This window comes from Pseudomonas sp. zfem002, assembly GCF_032621685.1.
GTDB lineage: Bacteria > Pseudomonadota > Gammaproteobacteria > Pseudomonadales > Pseudomonadaceae > Aquipseudomonas > Aquipseudomonas japonica.
This window is the reverse complement of the sequence record NZ_JAVYJH010000008.1, coordinates 26,454-49,120: the sequence shown is the minus strand read 5'-3', so window position 1 is coordinate 49,120 and position 22,667 is coordinate 26,454. Positions and strand designations below refer to the sequence as shown.

Sequence of the window (22,667 nt, the reverse complement as noted above, 5' to 3'; positions counted from 1 at the left end):
GTCAACCTCGGAAAACGTGCAGGCAGGGTAGCCCAGGGTGGGAAAAATCTCACCCTGTGTTTCGCTCAGACGCCCCGGGAAAGACCGTGTTTACGCAGCTTCCGATACAAGGTGTTACGACTCACCCCGAGTTGCGCCGCCACCGCCGTCATGTGCCAGCGCTTTTGCTCCAGCGCCGCCAGCAATGCCTGGCGCTCGGCATCATCCAGGGGGTGCGAGGGGTTATCCACAGGCACGACAGGTTCGGCCTTGATCGACGGCGCATTGCGGATCAGGGCCGGCAAATCCGGCACGCCGATGCGCCCGTCCTCGCACAGCGCCACCAGGGTGCGCAGCACGGTGCGCAGTTGGCGCACGTTGCCCGGCCAACTGAAGTCCAGCAGCAGGCGGCGCGCCGCCGGATCGAGCTGGACCGGCTGCCTGCCGGCTTCCTCGGCGAGGAGAAAGTCCAGCAACGGCCCCTTGTCGCTGCGCTCGCGCAGGGCCGGCAGGGCCACCTCCAGACCGTTGAGCCGGTAATAGAGGTCTTCACGGAAACTGCCGTCCTCGACCCGCTCCAGCAGGTTGCGGTGCGTGGCACTGATGATGCGCACATCGACGTCCTGCGGCTCGCCGCCGATCGGCACCACCCGGCGCTCTTCCAGCACCCGCAGCAGGCGGGTCTGCAGGGCCAGCGGCATATCGCCGATCTCGTCCAGCAACAGGGTGCCGCCATCGGCCTGCTGCAGCTTGCCGCGCATGCCTTCCTTGCGCGCGCCGGTGAAGCTGCCGCCGCGATAACCGAACAGCTCGCTTTCGATCAGGCTTTCCGGGATCGAGGCGCAGTTGAGGGCGACGAACGGCTTGCTGGCGCGCTGGCTGGCGTGGTGCACGGCCTTGGCGAAGGCCTCCTTGCCGGAACCGGTCTCGCCGTTGAGCAGCAACGGCACGTCGCGTTCGAACACCCGCAGCGCACGGCGGAAATCGTTTTGCAGGGCGGGATCGAGCAGGCAGATTTCCGCGCTCTTCGCCGCGACAGGCGCGCTGACCACCGGGGCGATCGGCTGCGCCAGCGCGCGGGTCTGCCCACGCAGGCTGGCGAACAGCAGGCGACCGTCGCGGGTACGCAGCGGCCAACTGGTACTGGCCATGGCGGTGGCGCGACCGAAGAGATCGTCGAGGCGGCAATCGAAGAACATTTCCACCGGCTGCCCGAGCAAGCCCCCGCGGCCGTTGCCGAGCAGGTTCAGGGCACTCTGGTTGACCGCGCAGATGCGCCCTTCTCCGTCGAACGCCAGCAGGCCCTCGCTGAACAGGCCGACGGACTCGGCCTGCAAATGGAAGCGCAGCAGCCAGTGATTCTCGAAACAGCGCAGGAAATAGCAGCTCTCGATCATCTTCGCCGAGAGGTTGACCAGGGCCATGGTGTGGAACTGGCTCTGCCGCGAGGCATCGGCCCGCGCCGAGGACACGTCGAGCACCGCCAGCAGCTCGCCATGGGGATCGAACACCGGACTCGCCGAGCAGGTCAGCCCGGTGTGGCGGCCGCGGAAATGTTCCTCCTGGTGGATCGTGACCGCCTGGCGCTCGACCAGGCAGGTGCCGATCCCGTTGGTGCCTTCCCGCGCCTCGCTCCAGTCGGCGCCCAGCCACAGCCCGGCGCGCTCGAAGATGCGCCGTTCGGTGGGCGCGGTGACGCAATTGAGGATCACCCCGCGGGCATCGGTCAGCAGCACGGCATGCCCGGCGCCGGAGAGTTGCTGGTGCAGGCTGGTCATCTCGCCATCGGCGATCTGCAGCACCTGGCGCAGGCGCTCGCGGCTTTCCAGCACGCGCTCGTGTTCGAGCACGGTGGGCGCCACGGCCAGGGCCGGGTCGAGGTGGTAGTCCTCCAGGCAGCGCAGCCAGGAGCGGGCGATGGAAGGATCGCTGCCGGGCCCCTGCAGGCCGCCCTTGCCCTGGGTGACCGTGAGCACTTGCCGGGCATGCCGGCTGAGATGATTACCCTGCACTTTTTATTGTTCTCCGCGGGTCAGAGAAAACCAGCATCCTCCAGGCGCTGGCGCTTTGCAATGCCAGCTTGACCGCCGGGTCACCGGCTGTACCGCAAGCGGTACAGAGTGTCACCCAGCGCGTACCGAACACGTCGCAGAGCGCGCCGAAAACACCGGGAAAACTGCGCCAAGTCATTGATCCAGCGCCCTCCCCCGGCGCTGGCCCGACCTTTGCTCTACGCTTGCAATCCTCCCCAACAAAACTCATAAGCTAGGAGAGACACCATGCGTTACGCACATCCGGGTACCGAAGGCGCAAAGGTTTCGTTCAAGAGTCGCTACGGTAACTACATCAATGGCGAGTTCGTGGCGCCGGTGAAGGGCGAGTACTTCACCAATACCTCGCCGGTCAACGGCCAGCCGATCGCCGAATTCCCCCGCTCCACTGCCGAAGATATCGACAAGGCCCTGGATGCCGCCCATGCCGCCGCCGACGCCTGGGGCCGCACCTCGGTGCAGGACCGCTCCAACGTGCTGCTGAAGATCGCCGACCGCATCGAGCAGAACCTCGAAGTCCTCGCCATCACCGAAACCTGGGACAACGGCAAGGCCGTGCGCGAGACGCTCAACGCCGACATCCCGCTGGCGGTCGATCACTTCCGCTACTTCGCCGGCTGCATCCGCGCCCAGGAAGGCGGCGCCGCCGAGATCAACGAAGGCACCGTGGCCTATCACATCCACGAACCGCTGGGCGTGGTCGGGCAGATCATCCCGTGGAACTTCCCGATCCTGATGGCCGCGTGGAAACTCGCCCCGGCCCTCGCCGCCGGCAACTGCGTGGTACTCAAGCCGGCCGAACAGACCCCGCTGGGCATCACCGTGCTGGTGGAACTGGTCGGCGACCTGCTGCCGCCGGGCGTGCTCAACATCGTCCAGGGCTACGGCCGCGAAGCCGGTGAAGCGCTGGCCACCAGCAAGCGCATCGCCAAGATCGCCTTCACCGGCTCGACCCCGGTCGGCTCGCACATCATGAAGGCCGCCGCCGAGAACATCATCCCGTCCACCGTCGAGCTGGGCGGCAAGTCGCCGAACATCTACTTCGAAGACATCATGAAGGCCGAGCCGTCCTTCATCGAGAAGGCCGCCGAAGGCTTGGTCCTGGCCTTCTTCAACCAGGGCGAGGTGTGCACCTGCCCGTCCCGCGCCCTGGTGCAGGAATCCATCTACGACGAGTTCATGAGCGTGGTGATGGACAAGGTCAAGAAGATCAAGCGCGGCGACCCGCTGGACACCGACACCATGGTCGGCGCCCAGGCCTCGCAGCAGCAGTTCGACAAGATCCTTTCCTACCTGGAGATCGCCGAGAAGGAAGGCGCCCAGCTGCTCACCGGCGGCCAGGTGGAAAAACTCGAAGGCAGCCTGTCCACCGGCTACTACATCCAGCCGACCCTGCTCAAGGGCAACAACCGCATGCGCGTGTTCCAGGAAGAAATCTTCGGCCCGGTGGTCAGCGTCACCACCTTCAAGGACGAAGCGGAGGCCCTGGCCATCGCCAACGACACCGAGTTCGGCCTGGGTGCCGGCGTCTGGACCCGCGACATCAACCGCGCCTACCGCATGGGCCGTGGCATCAAGGCTGGCCGTGTGTGGACCAACTGCTACCACCTGTACCCGGCGCATGCCGCGTTCGGTGGCTACAAGAAGTCCGGCGTCGGCCGTGAAACCCACAAGATGATGCTCGACCACTATCAGCAGACCAAGAACCTGCTGGTGAGCTACGACATCAATCCGCTCGGGTTCTTCTAACCCCCATCGGGGCCGCTTTGCGGCCCTTTCGCGGGTAAGCCACGCGCCTACGGAAGCACACCGTCCCCGGTAGGAGCTGGCTTGCCTGCGAAGGACCGCAAAGCGGTCCCCAAATCCAGAGCCAACCGCTCTGGCTCGCTTCCTGCAAAACAATCACCGCTTAACAACAACTACAGGTGACTCCATGCCAAGCGATCATTCCGCCGGTGCGCCGGCAGGCTCTTCCGTAGATTTCGAAAAGGTCGGCTCCGACTATTTCCAGCAACGTGAACTGAAAAAAGGCGCGGCAGGCTGGGTGCTGCTGGTCGGCCTCGGTGTCGCCTACGTGATTTCCGGCGACTACGCCGGCTGGAACTTCGGCCTGGCCCAGGGCGGCTGGGGCGGGATGTTCCTCGCCACGTTGCTGATGGCCACCATGTACCTGTGCATGTGCTTTTCCCTGGCCGAGCTGTCCTCGATGATCCCCACCGCCGGCGGCGGCTACGGCTTCGCCCGCAGCGCGTTCGGCCCCTGGGGCGGCTTTCTCACCGGCACCGCGATCCTTATCGAATACGCCATCGCGCCCGCGGCGATCGCGGTGTTCATCGGCGCCTACTGCCAGTCGCTGTTCGGTATCGGCGGCTGGATGATCTACCTGGCGTTCTACATCGTCTTCATCGGCATCCACATCTTCGGCGTCGGTGAAGCGCTGAAACTGATGTTCATCATCACCGCGGTGGCGGCCATCGCCCTGGCGGTGTTCCTGCTGGCGATGGTGCCCCATTTCGATGCGAAGAACCTGTTCGACATCGTGCCGACCGAGGCCGTCGGCGCCAGCAGCTTCCTGCCGTTCGGCTATGTCGGCGTGTGGGCGGCGATTCCCTACGCGATCTGGTTCTTCCTCGCCGTCGAAGGCGTGCCACTGGCCGCCGAAGAAACCAAGAACCCCAAGCGCGACCTGCCCCGCGGCCTGATCGGCGCCATGCTGGTGCTGCTCGCCTTCGCCCTGCTGATCCTGGTGGTCGGCCCTGGCGGCGCCGGCGCCGAAGCGCTGAAAAGCTCCGGCAACCCGCTGGTCGAAGCCCTGGCCAAGGCCTACGGCGGCTCCACCTGGATGGGCGGCTTCGTCAACCTGGTCGGCCTGGCCGGGCTGATCGCCAGCTTCTTCTCGATCATCTACGCCTATTCCCGGCAGATCTTCGCCCTGTCCCGCGCCGGCTACCTGCCACGGGCACTGTCGCAGACCAACAAGAGCAAGGCCCCGGTGCTGGCCCTGGTGATCCCCGGGATCATCGGTTTCGCCCTGTCGCTGACCGGCCAGGGCGACCTGCTGATCCTGGTGGCGGTGTTCGGCGCTACGCTGTCCTATGTACTGATGATGGCCGCGCACATCACCCTGCGCATTCGTCGTCCGAAAATGGAGCGTCCGTACCGCACCCCGGGCGGCATCTTCACCTCCGGCGTGGCCCTGGTGCTGGCCTGCCTGGCGGTGGTGGCCGGCTTCCTGGTGGACCCGCGGGTGGTGATCGGCGCCGCCATCATCTACGGCGTGCTGATCGCCTACTTCGCCCTGTACAGCCGCCATCACCTGGTGGCCGGCACGCCGGAAGAAGAGTTCGCCGCGATCCAGAAGGCCGAAGAGGCCCTGCACTGACCGTCACACCGCGCCGCCGGCCAGTCCGGCGGCGCCCTGGAGATTGCGTATGGCAAGTTTCGTACACACGGCGGGTAACCAGACCTACCGCTTCGACAGCCTCAAGGAGGTCATGGCCAAGGCCAGCCCGGCCCGCTCCGGCGACTTCCTCGCCGGGGTCGCGGCCAGCAACGACGGCGAACGGGTCGCCGCGCAGATGGCCCTGGCCGACATCCCCCTCAGCCATTTCCTCAACGAAGCGCTGATTCCCTACGAACAGGACGAAGTCACCCGGCTGATCATCGACAGTCACGACAAGCTGGCCTTCGCCCCGGTCAGCCACCTGACCGTCGGCGGCCTGCGCGACTGGCTGCTCGGCGACCAGGCCGACGAAGCCAGTCTGCGTGCCCTGGCCCCGGGCCTGACCCCGGAAATGGCCGCGGCGGTATCGAAGATCATGCGCGTGCAGGACCTGATCCTGGTGGCGCAGAAGATCCGTGTGGTCACCCGTTTTCGCGGCACCATGGGCCTGCGCGGGCGCCTGTCGACCCGCCTGCAGCCCAACCACCCCACCGACGAGCCGGCGGGCATCGCCGCGAGCATTCTCGACGGCCTGCTCTACGGCAACGGCGATGCCATGATCGGCATCAACCCGGCCACCGACAGCATCGCCTCGATCTGCGCGCTGCTGGAAATGCTCGACGCCATCATCCAGCGCTACGACATCCCGACCCAGGCCTGCGTGCTGACCCACGTCACCACCTCGATCGAAGCGATCAACCGTGGCGTGCCGCTCGACCTGGTGTTCCAGTCCATCGCCGGTACCGAGGCGGCCAACGCCAGCTTCGGCATCAACCTCAATGTCCTGCAGGAAGGCTACGAAGCCGGGCTCAGCCTCAAGCGCGGCACCCTCGGGCAGAACCTGATGTACTTCGAGACCGGCCAGGGCAGCGCGCTGTCGGCCAACGCCAACTTCGGCGTCGACCAGCAGACCTGCGAAACCCGCGCCTACGCCGTGGCCCGGCATTTCAAGCCGTTCCTGGTCAATACCGTGGTCGGCTTCATCGGCCCCGAATACCTGTACAACGGCAAGCAGATCATCCGCGCCGGCCTCGAGGACCACTTCTGCGGCAAGCTGCTCGGCGTGCCCATGGGCTGCGACATCTGCTACACCAACCACGCCGAAGCCGACCAGGACGACATGGACACCCTGCTGACCCTGCTCGGGGTCGCCGGGATCAACTTCATCATGGGCATCCCCGGCTCCGACGACATCATGCTCAACTACCAGACCACTTCGTTCCACGACGCCCTCTACGCGCGCCAGACCCTGGGCCTGAAGCCGGCCCCGGAATTCGAGGCATGGCTGGCGCGCACCGGCATCTTCACCCAGGCCGACGGCCGGGTGCGTTTCGGCGACAACCTGCCGCCGGCCTTCCGCCAGGCCCTGGCGCAACTGGGATAAGCGAGCGATTTCATGGACAAGCAACCCACGCCCAGCGACAACCCCTGGCTGGAACTGCGCCGCCTGACCCCGGCGCGGATCGCCCTGGGTCGCACCGGCACCAGCCTGCCGACCCAGGCGCAGCTGGACTTCCAGTTCGCCCATGCCCAGGCCCGCGACGCGGTGCACCTGCCTTTCGATCACGCTGGTCTGCGCGAGCAGCTGCAGCAGCGTGACCGCGACAGCTTGCTGCTGCGCAGTGCCGCCCAGGATCGTCATCAGTACCTGCAGCGCCCGGACCTGGGCCGACGCCTGCACGAGGACTCCGCCGAACGCCTGCGCGAGCATGCCCGCGACAATCCGGGCGGGGTCGACCTGGCCATCGTGGTCGCCGATGGCCTGTCCGCCCTGGCCGTGCACCGCCACACCCTGCCGTTTCTCACCCGCCTGGAAGAGCAGATCGCCGGCGACGGCTGGTCGACCGCGCCGATCCTGCTGGTGGAACAGGGCCGCGTGGCGGTCGCCGACGAGATCGGTGAACTGCTCGGCGCGCGGATGACCGTGATTCTCATCGGCGAACGCCCCGGCCTCAGCTCGCCGGACAGCCTCGGCCTGTATTTCACCTGGAACCCGAAAGTCGGCCTCACCGACGCCTACCGCAACTGCATCTCCAACGTCCGCCTCGAAGGCCTGAGCTATGGCATGGCGGCACACCGCCTGGTCTACCTGATGCGAGAGGCCTGTCGCAGACAGCTTTCGGGGGTGAATCTGAAGGATGAAGCGCAGGTACAAACACTGGAAACGGAAACAAGCGCGCAACAAAGCGGAAACTTCCTACTTGGAAAGTCCTGAGTAACCGCTACTTTTTCGCCGATTGCGCTTTTTTTCCGCTTTAGGCAGCATCTGGGGCGACGGCTGCCCGAGATTCGCCGCCATTCCCAACGAAACACGAGGCCTGCTTATGCGAATCATCCAAGCAACCCTTGAGCACCTGGACCTGCTCGCCCCGCTGTTCGTCAAGTACCGCGAGTTCTATGGGCAACTGCCCTATCCGGACAGCTCCCGCGCTTTCCTGCAGAAGCGCCTGGAACGCGGCGAGTCGGTCATCTATCTGGCCCTGCCGGACGACGATGACAGCAAACTGATGGGGTTCTGCCAGCTGTATCCGAGTTTTTCCTCGCTATCGCTGAAGCGGGTGTGGATCCTCAACGACATCTACGTCGCCGAAGACTCGCGGCGCATGCTGGTGGCCGACCACCTGATGCGCGAAGCCAAGCGCATGGCCAAGGACACCAACGCCGTGCGCATGCGCGTATCGACCAGCAGCGACAACGAGGTGGCGATGCGTACCTACGAGTCGATCGGTTTCCGCGAAGACACCGAGTTCAAGAGCTACGTTCTGCCGATCAACTGAGACTAACGATCCGGGACCGCTGAGCGGCCCTTCACGACGGTTCGGGGCGCCGAACCGTCGTGAAGGCCTGCAAAGCAGGCCCAGACCATCCCCACATGTCCCGCACATTCAGCTACAAACTGCGTAAGCAGAATCCCCTCGTAGCCGTATAATGATTCCCTTCGCCCTGTGTGAATTTTTACCTCCCCTGCAGGTAGCGCTCACGCCCTCGCACTGCCAGCCATCGCACGCCCGCAAGACCGGGTTCTGAACAAGGTGCTGTACATGGATTTCAACCCGCTGGACCTCATTCTGCATCTCGATGCCTACCTCGACTTGCTGGTCAACAACTATGGTCCCTGGATCTACGCGATCCTGTTCATGGTGATCTTCTGTGAAACCGGCCTGGTGGTGATGCCGTTCCTGCCGGGCGACTCCCTGCTGTTCATCGCCGGCGCCGTGGCCGCGGGCGGCGGCATGGACCCGGTGCTGCTGGGCGGCCTGCTGATGCTGGCGGCGATCCTCGGTGACAGTACCAACTACGTGATCGGACGAACCGCGGGCGAACGCCTGTTCCGCAACCCCAACTCGAAGATCTTCCGCCGCGATTACCTGCAGCAGACCCATGACTTCTACGAGCGCCACGGCGGCAAGACCGTGACCCTGGCGCGCTTCCTGCCGATCCTGCGCACCTTCGCGCCGTTCGTCGCCGGTGTGGCGAAGATGCCCTACCCGCGCTTCTTCGGCTTCAGCGTCGCCGGCACCGTGCTCTGGGTCGGCGGCCTGGTGACCCTCGGCTACTTCTTCGGCAACGTCCCGTTCATCAAGCAGAACCTGTCGCTGATGATCGTTGCCATTATCCTGCTGTCGCTGCTGCCGGTGATCATCGGCGTGGTCCGCGGCCGCATGAACCGTGGCGCGGCCAAGGCGCACTGACCGACCACCATGTGGAGTTTCAGCGCCTGGCGACGGCGCCGGACGATCGCGCGACATCCGATCGACCCAGAGAGATGGCAGCAGGTGCGCGAGCGCCTGCCGATCCTCGACGGCCTCAGCGAGGCCGAGGACCTGTGGCTGCGCGAGGCCTGCGTGCTGTTTCTCGCCGACAAGCACCTGACCTGCCTGCCCGGCGTCGAACTGGACGACACAGAGCGCCTGTTCCTCGCCGCCCAGGCCCAGTTGCCGCTACTGCACCTGGGCGAGTTGAACTGGTACCAGGGCTTCCACGAACTGATCCTCTATCCCGACGATTTCCTCAGTCCGCAGCGCTATCGCGACAGCAGCGGCATCGAGCACGAGTGGGACGCCGAACACAGCGGCGAGGCCTGGCAACAGGGGCCGGTGATCATGGCCTGGCCCGGCGTGCTGGCCAGTGGCGGCTGGGAAGGCTACAACCTGGTGATCCACGAACTGGCGCACAAGCTGGACATGCTCAACGGCGGCGCCAATGGCCTGCCGCCGCTGCACGGTGACATGCGCGTCAGCGACTGGGCCGAGGCCATGCAACAGGCCTATGACGACCTCGACCGCCAGCTCGAGCGCAACCCCGACGCCGAGACCGCCATCGATCCCTACGCGGCGGAAAACCCGGCGGAATTCTTCGCCGTCACCAGCGAATACTTCTTCAGCGCCCCCGACCTGCTGATGCAGGCCTACCCCGCGGTCTACGCGCAATTGCGCCATTTCTATCGCCAGGATCCGCTGGCGCGCCTGCAACATCTGCAGGCCAGCCATCCGCTCTACAAAGATGCGCTGGAGTGAAACGGTCAAGCATCGGGGCGGGCGTGGCAAGCACTGGCGAATGTGCCTATAATCGCGGCCAATTTTTGGTCAAACACGGGGGCAACGCCCAATGAGCTACAGCAAGATCCCGGCTGGCAAAGACCTGCCGAACGACATCTACGTCGCCATCGAGATCCCGGCCAACCACGCGCCGATCAAGTACGAGATCGACAAGGACAGCGACTGCCTGTTCGTTGACCGCTTCATGGCCACCCCGATGTTCTATCCGGCCAACTACGGCTTCATCCCGAACACCCTGGCCGACGACGGTGATCCGCTGGACGTGCTGGTCGTGACCCCGTACCCGGTCGCTCCAGGTTCGGTGATCCGCGCCCGTCCGGTTGGCGTGCTGAACATGACCGACGACGGCGGCGGCGACGCCAAGATCATCGCCGTACCGCACGACAAGCTGTCGCAGCTGTACGTCGACGTGAAGGAATACACCGACCTGCCAGCCCTGCTGCTGGAACAGATCAAGCACTTCTTCGAGAACTACAAGGATCTCGAGAAAGGCAAATGGGTCAAGATCGATGGCTGGGGCAACGCTGACGCTGCCCGCGCCGAGATCAGCAAGTCGGTCGCAGCCTACAAGGGCTGAGTCTCCTTGCCACGAAAGAGCCCCGCATTCGCGGGGCTTTTTTGTTGGCGCGGGCGACAGATCCATCCGAACACAGTGAACGCAGCATAAATAGAGAAACGTCCTACAAACTTGTCGGCATCTACTGTAATCACACCCTAAAAATACCCGGCAAACCCTCAACCGAATGTTTATAGGAAGCCTTGCCCCGGGCCTCTAGAATCGAGCGCATGAATACATCCGGTGATCGATTGAAGGCCCTGCTGAGCGAGTGCAACCTGAGTGCTTCGGACTTCGCGGCGCAGCGCAAGGTAACCCCCCAGCATGTGAACAACTGGTTCCATCGTGGCGTGCCCCAGGCCCGGCTCGATGAAATCGCCGAACTGCTGTGCGTACGCAGCAAGTGGCTGCGCACCGGCGAAGGCCCCAAGCACAGCACACCCCTGCCGCGGATCAATCGCGGCGATGCCGGCCAGTGCCGAAGCGAGGCACCGGATCACAGCGCACTCTTCGCCTACGGCGAGAACGACGTCCAGGTGCCATTCCACTACCTGCGCGGTTGCCAGCTTGAAGCGGTGGAGGCGCGCTACCTGAGCCTGCCGCGGCATGTCCTCGACCGCCTGGGTGTCGACCCGGCCCAGGCCGTCGGCCTGAGCATGCCCGACTACAACATGACCCCGCTGATTCCCTACGGCGCGCCGCTGGCCATCGACCGCGGCCTGACCCGTGTGGTCGACGGCGAGCTCTACGCCGTGCTGCACAACGGCCACCTGCGCATCAACAGCCTGAGCAAGCGCAGTAACGGCACCTTGCGCCTGCACAGCCATGACAGCGAGGGATTTCCCTGCGAGAACTACAGCATCGGCCAGTCGCGCAGCCAACAGCTGGAAATCCTCGGCTGGGTGTTCTGGTGGGCGCAGTTTCGTGGCGAACGTCCGGACTAGCGCATTTTTCTCTGGGCATTGCGAGTCGTTCCCAGTATGCTACGCGCCACCTCCAGCCCCTGACTGCCGCTTGCACGTCACGGGCCGGGCGCGGCCTCACACAGCCCGCGCCCTACGACATCCCAGTGTGTCGTCCAACGATTTGAAGGCGGTTGCGGCTTGCCAAAAGCCAGCCAAGACTGTCCCCGAGAAGCCGGCCACAAGCCGGCTTTTTAATTTCTGCAGCCCGTACTTTGCGGGGCGTCCTCCAGTCAGCAGCGCAAGCCCAACATATCCTGCGGTAGCTGCGCCCAGCCAAATCGGCTCATCCCTGCGCAACATCACCACCGCAACCCGCGTTCTTATCCTTGAACGCACTCATGGCGCCGTGGTGCAAAAAAATCCTGCCTATCATCAATTTTGATGATGCGGGGCGCTGGCTTCGGCATTGCAATGTCCGAAGGCCCGGCACAGCTTTTCAGCACGACATCTTGCGTCTGGAGCGGGCTTTCTGGTCTGCCATCGAACTGCTTGACGGGTGAGGCACATTGAAATGAGAAAACATGCGAAAGGATTTTCCTTGAGTTTCAAACCATTGATCAGCCAGCTGTTTCCCTGTCTGCTGCTGTGCATACCTGTCTACGCTCAGGCCGGTGCGGACAGTTGTGGATCGATGGCGGGAAATCTGAATATACCGGCATTGCAATCAAAGCAGTTCACCCGCCAGAGCCTGCAGGGATACCTCGACAGCTTGTATGTCGAACTTCGCAAAGCCAAGGCAAGTATGGCCAGCGGGGTTGGCTACATGGAGAATTACGACTTCAGCGCTCGACCCGAGTGGGAGAAGATGGCAGGCAATGACTTGCTCATGCTTGATTCCGGCTTTGACAATATAAGCCCTCGAATTCGCTTGTATGAGTGCCATAAGAATGCAGGCTGGCCAACTGCGACTGATGCCGTTGTCGCGAGCGAAAGCAGCAAGCCGTCCAAGGATCCCAAGTCCGCTCAGGCGCGAACGGCATCCGCGGGCAACGCAAATGGCAAGGTATACAGCCAACTCATGAACACGAGTTGCCTCCATGTCGGACCGCGCACTCTTGTTCAGAACACCCATTCCAGAATCATCAATAATTGCGGATTCACCGTGACGGTTGCCGTTTGCTACAAGAAACGACCTGGCTCGGACAGCAGTTCCTGTTCCTTTGCCATTTCCAACGGGGGACAACCGGCCACTATCAAGCCAGAGGGGAAAGATCCCGGAGCGACGGGTATGACTCTGGACCCTACCCAGCCCTATGCGTTGATTGCGTGCAAGCATGAGCAAGGCAAATATTTCTATTATCCCCAGTTCACTGGCGGCAGTTCCTCCAAGCCCTCGGGCCGATGCGAAGCCAACACCGGTGGAAAATAAACACTATTCATTCCACTGATTGACCAGAATGCTCGAGCGCCACTGCCAGGTGGCGCCTGGCACCGCTCGCTTATTCCTTGCAAGGCCGGGTCCGCACTGGACACGGCTTACCACGCGACACTTCCAAACCCCTTCATCGACTATGCTTTTGGTCTGTACTTTGTACAGCTCGTTATTCTTTCATGTTAAAGCTTGATGCCTGGGGTTTTTAATGAAAGAGGGAGAATACGATTTACTGGTTGGCGAAATCTACGAGGCCGCCTGGTCATTCGAGCGCTGGCCGCGCGCCCTGGAGTTGATTGCCAAAGCGGCCGGAGCAGATATTGCGCAGCTCTACCTGGTCGACATTCGGGAAAGAGCCATTCTGGTTTCGATGGCCGGAGGAGATGCCGATCGTATTCTCGCGGCAACGCCGTCCTACCTGGAATATTACGGAGGCATCGATCCCCGCGGTGCGAAAAGCGCTGCCGCCAGACCTGGGGAGTGGATCTTGTGCCATGAACACTTTGACGCTACCTACGCCAGCCAGAGTGAGTTCTATCAGGATTTTCTCTTGCCCCATGGCATGCGCTACGGGATAGGCACCAGCCTGAGCACCCAGAACGGTGTATCGACCTTGCTCGGCCTGATCCACGAAGACCGGCCATTCAGTCGAGGGCATCATCTGCCCTGGCTTCAACGGCTGACGCCCCATCTTCAACGAAGCCTGGCCCTCAATCGCAGGCTTCAACAGGGGGCGTGGGCCGCGGCGACCGGCCAGCAGTTTCTGGAGCGTCTGGCTCATCCCGCAGTCGTTTGCCAGGAGGGAGCGATCGTTGTTCAGTTAAACCAGAAGGCCGTGCAACTGCTGCAAAAAAATCCAGGCATGAAGCTGGAGTCGAGCAGACTGGTATGCAAGTCCACGAAAACCCACAGTGCGCTGCTGGAGCTCATTCGCAATGCCTGCAACGTACGCCGAGGAGTGCTGGAGCTGGACGGTACTCTCTGCTCGGGAGAGCCTGGGGTACTCAAGCTGCAGCAGGGTGACTCCACCGGCATGGTGTGCGTGATACCGCTGTCGGCCTCCAGCTGTCTGGGAGAGGCTGTAACTGCCGAGGGAAGTGCGCTGCTGTTATTCAACAATCCTCACCTCGACACCGAGAGTACCGTCAGGTGGCTGAAGGACTTCTACAGTTGTACGGCCGCCGAAGCGAGAGTGGCCGTTCAACTGCTTCATGGTCGTTCGCCTGCCGAGGCCGCACTGAGCCTTTCGGTAAAACTTCCAACCGTGCGTACCCATATTTCCCGGTTGCTGGAAAAAACAAACAGTCGGCGGATAAGCGACCTCATCCACTTGTTGCTTTCGTTACCGGCCTTTCACTAGTTGTGCATGACGGGCGCCTGGCTCCGATGGTCTCCGGCGGAGCCAGCGCTTCCCACCTATTCAGCCAGGCCGGCACTCTGTTCGAAGGCATACGCCGCCCGATAGATATCGCCCTCGCCAAAGTACCGCCCGACCAGTTGCAAGCCGATCGGCAAGCCGTCACTCGCCCCGCACGGGATCGACATTGCCGGATGACCACTGGCGTCGAAACCGCAGGTGTTGCCGATCATCTCGAAGGCCCGGCCCAGCGTCTCCTCCAGCCCGGCATCGCTGGCCGGCAACGGCGTCGCACGCAGCGGCACGGTCGGCAACAGCAGCAGGTCGAATTCCTCGAACAGCTCGTCGTAGGCCGCCCGCAACGCCCGGGCGAGATTCTGCGCCTTGCCGTACAGGCTCCCCTGGTACTGGCGGTTGATGTATTCGCCGAGGATCAGGGTGGTCTTGACCGTGTCCGGCAGTTCGTCGGCCCGTTCGCGCCAGCGGGCGTGGTGGCCGATCATGCCGCCGAGGTACAGACCGCGCCAGTTGAAACCGTGGCTGTTGCCTTTCATCATCTGCTGCGTCGCACCCTCGGCGGCGATCGCCAGCCAGATGGCCGGGCCGGCACTGTGCATCGGCAGCGATACCTCCTGCACGCTGGCCCCCAGCTCGCGGAACAGTCCCGCCGCCCGGCGCACGGCCTCGTCCACTTCCGGCTCGGAATTGGCATGACCGAAGCCCTCGCGCAGCATACCGATGCGCAACCCGGCCACACCGCGGGACAGCGCTTCGACATAGCCCCCCACCTGGCCGACGAACGCCTGGCGCGGATCGAGACCATCGACACCGGCCATCGCCTCCAGCATCAGCGCGTTGTCACGCACCGTGGCGGTGATCGGCCCCAGGTGATCGAGGGTGGTTTCGATCGGCATGGCACCGGTATAGGGCACCAGTCCGTGGGTTGGTTTCATGCCGTACACGCCGCAATAGGCCGCCGGAATACGCACCGAGCCACCCTGGTCGCTGCCCACCGCCATGTCCACGTCGCCCGCCGCCACCAGCGCCGCCGAACCGGACGACGAGCCCCCCGTGGAATAGCCATGGCGCCGCGGGTTGTGCACCGGACCGCTGGCCGAGGTGTGCGAGCCACCGGAGAAGCACAGCGCCTCGCACACGGACTTGCCGGTGATGGTGGCGCCAGCGTCGAGCAGACGGGTGACCACCGTGGCGTCCACTTCCGGCTCGTAGCCGTCGAGGGTGAAGGTGCCGTTGAGCATCGGCACGCCGGCGACGGCGATGTTGTCCTTGATCGCCACCCGCTTGCCTGCCAGCGGACCGGTGGGCCGGCCGTGGATCAGCGTCCGGCACTGCCAGGCGCCCAGCCGATTCTCGTCGGCGTCGGGCTGGTACACGGCTTTGCGCGGATAGCGCACCGCCGGAAGAAAATCGGGCAGCGCATCGAGTTGGTCGTAAGCGTCGAAATTGGCCTGCAGGACTGCGTGATAGGCAGCCAGTTGCGCGGCGCTGAGGGTGATGCCGAAGTCGGCGGCGATACCGTCGAGTTCGCTGGGATCAGGTCTGCGAATGGTCATGAAATCTCTCGCTGAAAAGGAGTGAACGGTATGGCAGGCGCTGCCTGCCATACGGGGAACCGGTGTTCAACGGGCCTGAGTGCTGCGCGAAGGCGACTCGTACGACTCCAGGTAGCCACCGAACAGGCTGCGCGGCGGCGGCTCGCACCGCTCCAGGTAGCCACCGAACAGATCGACCACCACCGTGCCCTCGTCCGCGGCATCGCCCCACAGCTCGCGGGTGGTGAACAGCACGTGGTAGGTGGGCTCGCTGGGGCTCGACCCGCCATGCCCCACGGCATCGGGAAACGGCCAGGCGTGAGTGGTGCGGTGCAGCACCACCCCGTGCTTGCCGCGCACATAGCCAGGCATGCGGATATGGCCGCTGACGAACTCGTCGCGCACCCGCACGTCATCGCCCACCACGAACGGCTCGCGCGGCGGCCGCGCCTCGCGCCCGGGGCCGAGCGGCAAGGCCAGTGGATAGGCCCCACCCGCCAGCTGCTCCAGGCGTTCCCGCTGCAATGCGCCCTTTTCGACGAACAGCGAGGCCGTACCGACGATGATCCGGTCGTAGTAACTGGACGCCAGGTACTGCTGCGGCGCCATGCGCTCGATGGCGTGGCGCAGCTCGTCGACGTTGAACAAGGCCAGCTCGCCGGCACCGAGGAACAACAGGCTGTAGCCCAGATGCTCCCAGTCTTGGTGGAACACCGGTCTGTAGCTCAGGGAGTTGGCGGTGTGCGCCACCGGGCCGAAGCCCTGGACACCGCCCAGGTCATGAATGCCATCCATCTCAATGCCCTCCCGCACTGTGATCGACCCGCACACCCACCTCGGCCCGGGCGATGCCGATCAGCACGTCCTTGGTCACCAGGCTGGCGAGATCGGCCTCGCTCCAGCCGTCGGTACCTGCCGGACGCATCGGCAGCACCATGTAGCGCGTCTCGGCGGTGGTATCCCAGACCCGGATCGCCACGTCCTGCGGCAGGTCCAGGCCCATTTCCCGCAGTACCGTGCGCGACTCGCGGACCACCCGCGCCCGGTACTCGAAGCTCTTGTACCAGTCCGGCGGCAGGCCCAGCACCGGCCAGGCCGTGCAGGAACACAGGGTGCAGACGATGACGTTGTGCAGGGCCGGGGTGTTTTCCAGGGCAACGATGTATTCGCCCTGCACGCCGGTGTAGCCGAACTGGTCGCAGGCGGCGGTGCCGTCGCGCAGCAGCAGTTCGCGATAGGCCGGATCGACCCAGGCGCGGGCCACCACGCGGGCACCGTTGGCCGGGTCGAAGTCGTTTTCCATCACCTCGGTGAAATGCTCGACATAGCCCTCGGGCACCAGGCCCTTCTCTTCCAGCGCCTGTTTCAAGGCGAAGGCGCGCTCGGCCGCGGACGCCGGCGCAACACTGTTGTGATCGCTCATGGTGTTCTCCTTGCGCGGGCGGCTTCAGACGCCACGCAACAGGCCGGTGCCGGCATGGCAGTTGATGTATTCGTAGTGCTGGTCCTCGGCACGCAGCACGCTGACTTCGTGATAGCCCTTCCATTTCAGCTCGCCCTGCAGGCTTTGCACCATGCGCAGGAAGGTGCCGAAGATCTCGATGTGGGTCGGGTGCGATTCGGACCAGCGCTCCAGGTGCGACATGGACCGCCAGTGGCTCACCGAAAAACTCTTCTCCTCGCGCTGGCCGCGGGCATCGATGTGCTGCATGTAGCGGTTGCTGTAGCAGCCCACCGGCAGGCCGTCGTCGCGCAGGAAATCCATGCCGGCACGCAGCACCGGCTCCATCTCGCCAAGGTAGAGGTCGCGCTCCTTGTCCACGGTCTCGCTCCAGTCCTGGCCGGAGCGGATGATCACCAGGTTCTCGTGACCGCCGACCCTGACCCGGCCGGGCGCGCGGCTGGCGCTCAGCTCACCGGACGGCTGCATGGCGTCGGTCTGCGACAGCGGAATGCGATCGCGCATCGAACCCCAGTAGCCGTGCTCCTGGATCTCGCCGCTGCGCTCGCCCATCGCCAGGCCTATGCCTTCCATGCCTTCGGGCATGGCGTAGAGGGTTTCGAAGCGCTCCACACCGGGACTGGCGATCTCACGGAAGTAACCCAGCCCGTCGCCGCCGCGCTGTTCACCGTTCCACCAGCCGTCCACCCGCGAGTCCGCTTGCCAGCGGGCAAAGCTCGCCGGGTTTTCCCAGTAGGCGATGGCGACCATGTTGTCGTAGCCGGCGGCATCGACGTAATGGGCCATGTCGTAGTGCTGCGGGCCGTTGTCCAGGCCCAGCTGGCCGACGATCTGGCGCAGCGCGCCGCACACCGCGCTCAACTGGCTTTCGCCCTTGCCCTGCACGCCCAGGTAGGCCATGACGTACTGGGTGATATGGCTGCCGGCGCGACCGACCCAGGCCGGGAATGGCGGGGTGTAGTCATCGTCGACGCGGCGCGCACGCAGGCGCGGACAAATCAGGTGCTTGTCGATTGCGGATTCCATCTGGCTGACCTCGTTTTGTTGTTGTAAGGGGCAGGTACGGGGGATCACTTAGAAGATGTGGGCGTAGCGCAGGTTGAGGCGGAAGTCCTCACGCGGACCGTTCTCCACCGCCAGGTCGCGGCCAAGCTGCAACTGCAGCTGATCCTTGGGGGTGAAGAAGCGCGTGGCGCTGAAGCGGACGTTGGTGGTGCGCTGGCGGTTGTCCTGGTCGACCCCGTCGACCTCGCTCTCGCCGCCCCACAGCTGGCCGACGCCCACCGCCAGCGCCGTGGCCGGATCGGGCATGTAGCGGCCCATCAGTTGCGCGCCGTAGGAGACTTTCTGCTTGAGGGTCATGGAGGCCGGGCCATAGTCATCGTTGTCGCCATACCAGATGGCATCGCCGATCAGGTCGACCGCCCACTTGTCACCGAAATGCTTGATGTAGGCGCCCTGGAAATCCACTTTCCAGCGGTTCTCGCCGAGGTTGAGGGCGTCGTCCTTGTCGTAGCTGCCGCTGGGCACGTAGAGGTAGGCGTTGACGCTGAGGGTGTCGCGGGCGCTGTTGAGCAGCAGCTTGATCGGCGCGGTGAGGATCAGGTCACCGACGCCGCTGGTGCTGCCCAGCGCCGAGGCGTCGGCACCACCGGAGACATGGCCGAAGGGCAGCAGGAACTGCGGATCGACGGTGACCTTGTCGTTGACCTGGATGACGTGGAGCAGACGCAGGATGCCGATGTCGGAGGTGAGGTTGAAGTCGGAGCTGGCCGAATGGCCGTCGACGCGCAGGGCGTCGGTGCTGGCGTGCTGGTAATAGACCACGCCGATGGTGGCGCCCGCGGGGTACTGCTCGTAGTCGCCCGGGGCCACCTCCACCGCCATGCTGGAGAACGACACACCGATCAGCAACAGACCACAGATCACGGAACGCTTCAGATCGCAAAACGAAAGGCTTGTTGTTTTCATGATTTTTGCCTTGAGTCAGGGCCCTCGCAGGGGCATTCGAATTGCCGGCTGTCCTGGCCAGGTTCCTGCTGGAAAACAGGACCGGCGACCCTCCCCGCCGGTGACTCAAGGATGAGAGTCCACGCCCTTTGCTTCTTGGCTGAAACGGAACAAAAGCTGTGCTGGGTCGGCCCTTGCGTCCGATGCAGTAGCGGGTGGGGGTTGCCTGGTGTATCAATGATCCTGCAGCGATCGGCGGGCGATGGGGCTGCTGTATGCGCCCCACCACCCGCCGCACCGGGCCTGACAGGCGCGGACGCCACCACGGAACGGGGGACGGCGGGCTGAAGATTCATCCTGAGAAAAAAACCGATAACTGGGGTGTTTCGTCGATGATCAAGCAATCAACCGGGGGCCAGCCGTACCCCGCCAACTGGGCGAGCGACAGCATCGAGCTGGCGACCCTGAGCAACAACGTCAATGATCGGGTGGACTACTGGCGCGAAATGATCCTGCGCCTGTTCGCCGATGTGGAAATCGGCGCCCTGCCCAATCCAGCCTTCTACGGCAAGGTGCGCTCGCAGAAATGCGAGCTGCTGCGGGTCAGCGATGTCGGCGCGGCGGCCCAGGCGGTCAACCGCCGCCACCTGCAGCCGCGTTGTCGCGACGAAGACAAGTACTTCGCCGTGCTGATGCTCGAAGGCCAGGAATGCCTCGAGCAAGGCAGCAACCGCGCGCGCATCGGTCCCGGCGAGTTTTCCATCTACGACGCCACCCGCCCCCACCACCTGGTGTTCGACCACGACTGGCGGCAGATCATCATCAGCGTGCCGCGCGCCAGCCTCAACCAGTTGGTGGTGGACATGGACTCGCGCACCGCCACCCGCGTATCCCTCGATACCCCCACCGGCCGGGTGCTGCGTGCGTTTCTCGAAACCCTGTCGACCCAGATTGGCCAGTTCACGCCCGCCGAAATGGCGCGGCTTTCGGAGTCGGCCACCCACCTCATCGCGCTGACCCTGGGCAACCTGCAGCCCAGCGACCGCGAGCACACCCGGACCCAGGCTCTGACCCTGACCCGGGTCAAGCTGTACATCAACGACCACCTGCGCGACCCGGCGCTCAATGCCCAGCAGGTCGCCTGTGCCACCGGCCTGTCGAGCCGCTACATCGGCAAGCTGTTCGAACGCGAAGGCAGTTCGCTGATGCGCTACGTGCTGCGCAGGCGCCTGGAACGATGCGGCGCCGAACTGGGCAACCCGCTCAACGGCGGCATACGCATCTCTGAACTGGCGTTCGCCTGGGGCTTCAACGACCTGTCGCATTTCAGCCGGGTATTTCGCGAGTTCTACGGGGTGTCGCCGAAGGAATGGCGGGAGGCGGCTTGCGTGGGCTGATGCCGAGGTTGCAGGCGCCACAAAGAACTCAGGCCCACCGGGCGAAACGCCACGACAGGCCTGAGCAAGGGAAAAAAACTGGCCGCCAGGCGGCCAAAGGGAAATCAGAGATTCTCGTCGAGGAAGGTCACCACGGTGCCCATGCACGCCACCCGTTCTTCGACGTGCGGCATGTGGCTGGAGTTCTCGAACAACGCCCAGCGGATCCCCGGGATGATGTCGATGAACGGCTTGACCACCAGCGGGGTCGCTTCGTCGTAGCGCCCGGAAATCAGCAGGCACGGCACGTCGATCTTGCCCAGGCAGTCGAGGACGCTCAGGTCCTTGGTGTTGCCGATGATGTGGAACTCGTTCGGGCCAGCCATGGCGCGGTACACGGTCGGATCGGCATCGACCTGCTCGAAGGTCCGCACCACCTCGTCCGGCCAGGGGTCCAGGCGGCAGACGTGACGGTCGTAGAACACCCGGGTCGCGGCAAGGTATTCCGGAGCACTGAAGTCGCCCGTGGCTTCGTGGCGCAGCAGGGTTTCCTGGACTTGCGGCGGCAGCTCGGCACGCAGGCGGTTGGCTTCCTCGACCCAGACACGCATGTCCACCGGCGAGTTGGCGATCACGAAGCAGCGCAGGCCCGCCGGACGGCGTGCCGCGTGCAGGCTGCCGAGCATGCCGCCCCACGACTGGCCGAGAACCGCATAGCGCTCCTGGATGCCCAGGTGTTCGAGCAGGTTGTCCAGCTCGTCGAGGAACAACTGCGGCGTCCAGAACGACGACGGCTTGTCCGGCAGGTGGGTCGAGCGGCCGTTGCCCAGCTGGTCGTAGTGGATGACGGGATAGCCACCGGCGGCGACATCCTTGTAGGCATCGACGTAGTCATGGGTGCAGCCCGGCCCGCCATGCAGGATGACCAGCGGCGTGCGTCCGCACTCCAGGTCACCGGTGATGCGGTACCAGGTCTGGTAGCTGCCGAAAGGGGCAAAACCTTCACGCGATTTGATGAGTTCCATTTCATCGGGCTCCGTGTGAACTGTAGGACACACGATAGCCGCCAGCGCGTCAGTGCATAACTAGAGAATTCTCTAGGTTTTCGCGATTTTTCCGTCGTCAGATATCAAGAAGCCGGTAATGCACGGCACGGGCTACCGCTTGCACGCGATTTCTTGCACCAAGTTTGTGCATGGCCGACGTCAGGTGCAGGGAGATGGTTGCCAGCGAGCGGTTCAGCTGTTCGGCGATCTGCGCCGCGGTCAGGCCCTCGGCGGCCCAGCGCAGGCATTCCAGTTCGCGCCGGGTGAGGCGGATGGCCTTGTTCGCGCCTTCCTTCAATAGCAGCGGATAGGCGGCCTCCTGCAGGGAATGGGCGAGCAGACTGAAGTCGGCGAGAAAATGACGGGCTTCGGCCAGGTCGCGCTCGCTGGTGTGGGCGCGCAACCCTGTCAGGGTGGCGAGGCCGCCCCGGGGCAGGTGGATGGGCACGGTGACACCGCAGCCCAGCTGGGCATCCTGCAGGTAGCCGCTGACGGGGGCATGACGGTGGTCGAGGTGGCGTTGCAGGACGGTCTCGTCCTCGGGCCGGTAGGACCAGACGAATGGCGCAATGGAGGTGATCGCCAGGTGCTGCACCGGGTCTATCTGGTAGTAGCCCTCGGAACACCAGAGGTCTTCCCAGTCCTCGGGGGTATTGCGCACGCTGACCACGGTGGGTGTGAGCACTTCGCCCACAGGGTCCAGCGGGACCGCCGTGTAGTCGTAGGACAGGGCGTCGAAGCCCAGTTCCGCCGCCAGCTCCGCGGCGGCGTCCATCTGTTCGTCCAGGCTCCTGCCAGACAACAGACGGGCATTGAGGTCAGCCAGCTTGGCCCGCATTCCTTGCACTCCCTGTGTGTGTGTACCCCGGCCGGATTTCCATCTTGAAGTCCGCCAAGTAGAATGCCACGGCTCGGCGCGGGACTGCCAGACGAAACCTATAGGAAATACTAGCTTGTAGGCGAAGCAATCTCCTGCGCAGGGTATAGCCGAATACCATT

Annotated in this window: 20 protein-coding genes; 12 read left to right on the top strand and 8 right to left on the bottom strand. The window is 64.2% G+C overall.

Annotation, left to right across the window (positions count from 1 at the left end; all coding sequences use genetic code 11):
- Positions 1–65: 65 nt before the first annotated feature.
- Positions 66–1,991, bottom strand: coding sequence for a sigma-54-dependent Fis family transcriptional regulator (locus RTI28_RS11465; protein ID WP_316920559.1), 1,926 nt, complete (start codon positions 1,989–1,991; stop codon positions 66–68).
- 267 nt (positions 1,992–2,258) lie between these two features.
- Here RTI28_RS11465 and RTI28_RS11460 point away from each other — a divergent pair, with 267 nt between their 5' ends.
- The 11 genes from RTI28_RS11460 to RTI28_RS11410 all read left to right on the top strand — a co-directional run bounded on the left by RTI28_RS11460 (position 2,259) and on the right by RTI28_RS11410 (position 14,284).
- Positions 2,259–3,779: an aldehyde dehydrogenase family protein gene (locus RTI28_RS11460; RefSeq protein WP_316920558.1), complete on the top strand. Its 1,521-nt coding sequence runs from the start codon at positions 2,259–2,261 to the stop codon at positions 3,777–3,779.
- A 184-nt stretch (positions 3,780–3,963) separates the two neighbouring features.
- A complete protein-coding gene (gene eat / locus RTI28_RS11455) occupies positions 3,964–5,412 on the top strand; it encodes an ethanolamine permease (protein WP_316920557.1) in 1,449 nt (482 codons plus the stop codon).
- Positions 5,413–5,461: 49 nt separating this feature from the next.
- Positions 5,462–6,856 (top strand): ethanolamine ammonia-lyase subunit EutB, encoded by a 1,395-nt coding sequence (locus tag RTI28_RS11450; RefSeq protein ID WP_316920556.1) that lies wholly within the window; start codon positions 5,462–5,464, stop codon positions 6,854–6,856.
- 12 nt (positions 6,857–6,868) lie between these two features.
- A complete protein-coding gene (gene eutC / locus RTI28_RS11445; RefSeq protein ID WP_316920555.1) occupies positions 6,869–7,687 on the top strand; it encodes an ethanolamine ammonia-lyase subunit EutC in 819 nt (272 codons plus the stop codon).
- A gap of 109 nt (positions 7,688–7,796) precedes the next feature.
- Positions 7,797–8,249: a GNAT family N-acetyltransferase gene (locus RTI28_RS11440; protein WP_316920554.1), complete on the top strand. Its 453-nt coding sequence runs from the start codon at positions 7,797–7,799 to the stop codon at positions 8,247–8,249.
- Between the two features lie 264 nt (positions 8,250–8,513).
- Positions 8,514–9,164, top strand: coding sequence for a DedA family protein (locus RTI28_RS11435; RefSeq protein WP_316920553.1), 651 nt, complete (start codon positions 8,514–8,516; stop codon positions 9,162–9,164).
- Between the two features lie 9 nt (positions 9,165–9,173).
- A complete protein-coding gene (locus RTI28_RS11430; protein ID WP_316920552.1) occupies positions 9,174–9,989 on the top strand; it encodes a zinc-dependent peptidase in 816 nt (271 codons plus the stop codon).
- A gap of 91 nt (positions 9,990–10,080) precedes the next feature.
- The gene (gene ppa, locus RTI28_RS11425; RefSeq protein WP_009397414.1) at positions 10,081–10,608 is read left to right on the top strand and encodes an inorganic diphosphatase; all 528 of its coding nucleotides are present in this window, start codon (positions 10,081–10,083) and stop codon (positions 10,606–10,608) included.
- A 209-nt stretch (positions 10,609–10,817) separates the two neighbouring features.
- Positions 10,818–11,531, top strand: coding sequence for a helix-turn-helix transcriptional regulator (locus RTI28_RS11420; RefSeq protein ID WP_316920551.1), 714 nt, complete (start codon positions 10,818–10,820; stop codon positions 11,529–11,531).
- 559 nt (positions 11,532–12,090) lie between these two features.
- Positions 12,091–12,921 carry a hypothetical protein gene (locus RTI28_RS11415; protein WP_316920550.1) on the top strand — a complete coding sequence of 277 codons (831 nt, stop codon included), beginning with the start codon at positions 12,091–12,093 and terminating at the stop codon, positions 12,919–12,921.
- Positions 12,922–13,132: 211 nt separating this feature from the next.
- Entirely contained in the window at positions 13,133–14,284 is a 1,152-nt protein-coding gene (locus tag RTI28_RS11410; RefSeq protein ID WP_316920549.1) for a helix-turn-helix transcriptional regulator, read from the top strand.
- A gap of 56 nt (positions 14,285–14,340) precedes the next feature.
- Here the strand turns inward: RTI28_RS11410 and RTI28_RS11405 are convergent, their stop codons facing one another.
- The 5 genes from RTI28_RS11405 to RTI28_RS11385 form a co-directional block, all read right to left on the bottom strand.
- On the bottom strand, positions 14,341–15,855 hold the full coding sequence (locus tag RTI28_RS11405; protein ID WP_316920548.1) for an amidase: 1,515 nt from the start codon (positions 15,853–15,855) through the stop codon (positions 14,341–14,343).
- A 66-nt stretch (positions 15,856–15,921) separates the two neighbouring features.
- Positions 15,922–16,629: a nitrile hydratase subunit beta gene (gene nthB / locus RTI28_RS11400; protein ID WP_316920547.1), complete on the bottom strand. Its 708-nt coding sequence runs from the start codon at positions 16,627–16,629 to the stop codon at positions 15,922–15,924.
- Position 16,630: 1 nt separating this feature from the next.
- Entirely contained in the window at positions 16,631–17,257 is a 627-nt protein-coding gene (gene nthA, locus RTI28_RS11395) for a nitrile hydratase subunit alpha (protein WP_316920546.1), read from the bottom strand.
- Between the two features lie 24 nt (positions 17,258–17,281).
- Positions 17,282–18,322: a phenylacetaldoxime dehydratase family protein gene (locus tag RTI28_RS11390; RefSeq protein WP_316920545.1), complete on the bottom strand. Its 1,041-nt coding sequence runs from the start codon at positions 18,320–18,322 to the stop codon at positions 17,282–17,284.
- A 48-nt stretch (positions 18,323–18,370) separates the two neighbouring features.
- Positions 18,371–19,183 (bottom strand): transporter, encoded by an 813-nt coding sequence (locus tag RTI28_RS11385; RefSeq protein WP_316920660.1) that lies wholly within the window; start codon positions 19,181–19,183, stop codon positions 18,371–18,373.
- A gap of 455 nt (positions 19,184–19,638) precedes the next feature.
- On the opposite strand from RTI28_RS11385, the gene RTI28_RS11380 reads away from it, so the two are divergent.
- Positions 19,639–20,643, top strand: coding sequence for a helix-turn-helix domain-containing protein (locus RTI28_RS11380; protein ID WP_316920544.1), 1,005 nt, complete (start codon positions 19,639–19,641; stop codon positions 20,641–20,643).
- Positions 20,644–20,747: 104 nt separating this feature from the next.
- On the opposite strand, the gene RTI28_RS11375 is transcribed toward RTI28_RS11380, so the two are convergent.
- Positions 20,748–21,647: a proline iminopeptidase-family hydrolase gene (locus tag RTI28_RS11375; protein WP_316920543.1), complete on the bottom strand. Its 900-nt coding sequence runs from the start codon at positions 21,645–21,647 to the stop codon at positions 20,748–20,750.
- Between the two features lie 97 nt (positions 21,648–21,744).
- Positions 21,745–22,506 carry a LuxR family transcriptional regulator gene (locus tag RTI28_RS11370; protein ID WP_316920542.1) on the bottom strand — a complete coding sequence of 254 codons (762 nt, stop codon included), beginning with the start codon at positions 22,504–22,506 and terminating at the stop codon, positions 21,745–21,747.
- Positions 22,507–22,667 lie beyond the last annotated feature (161 nt).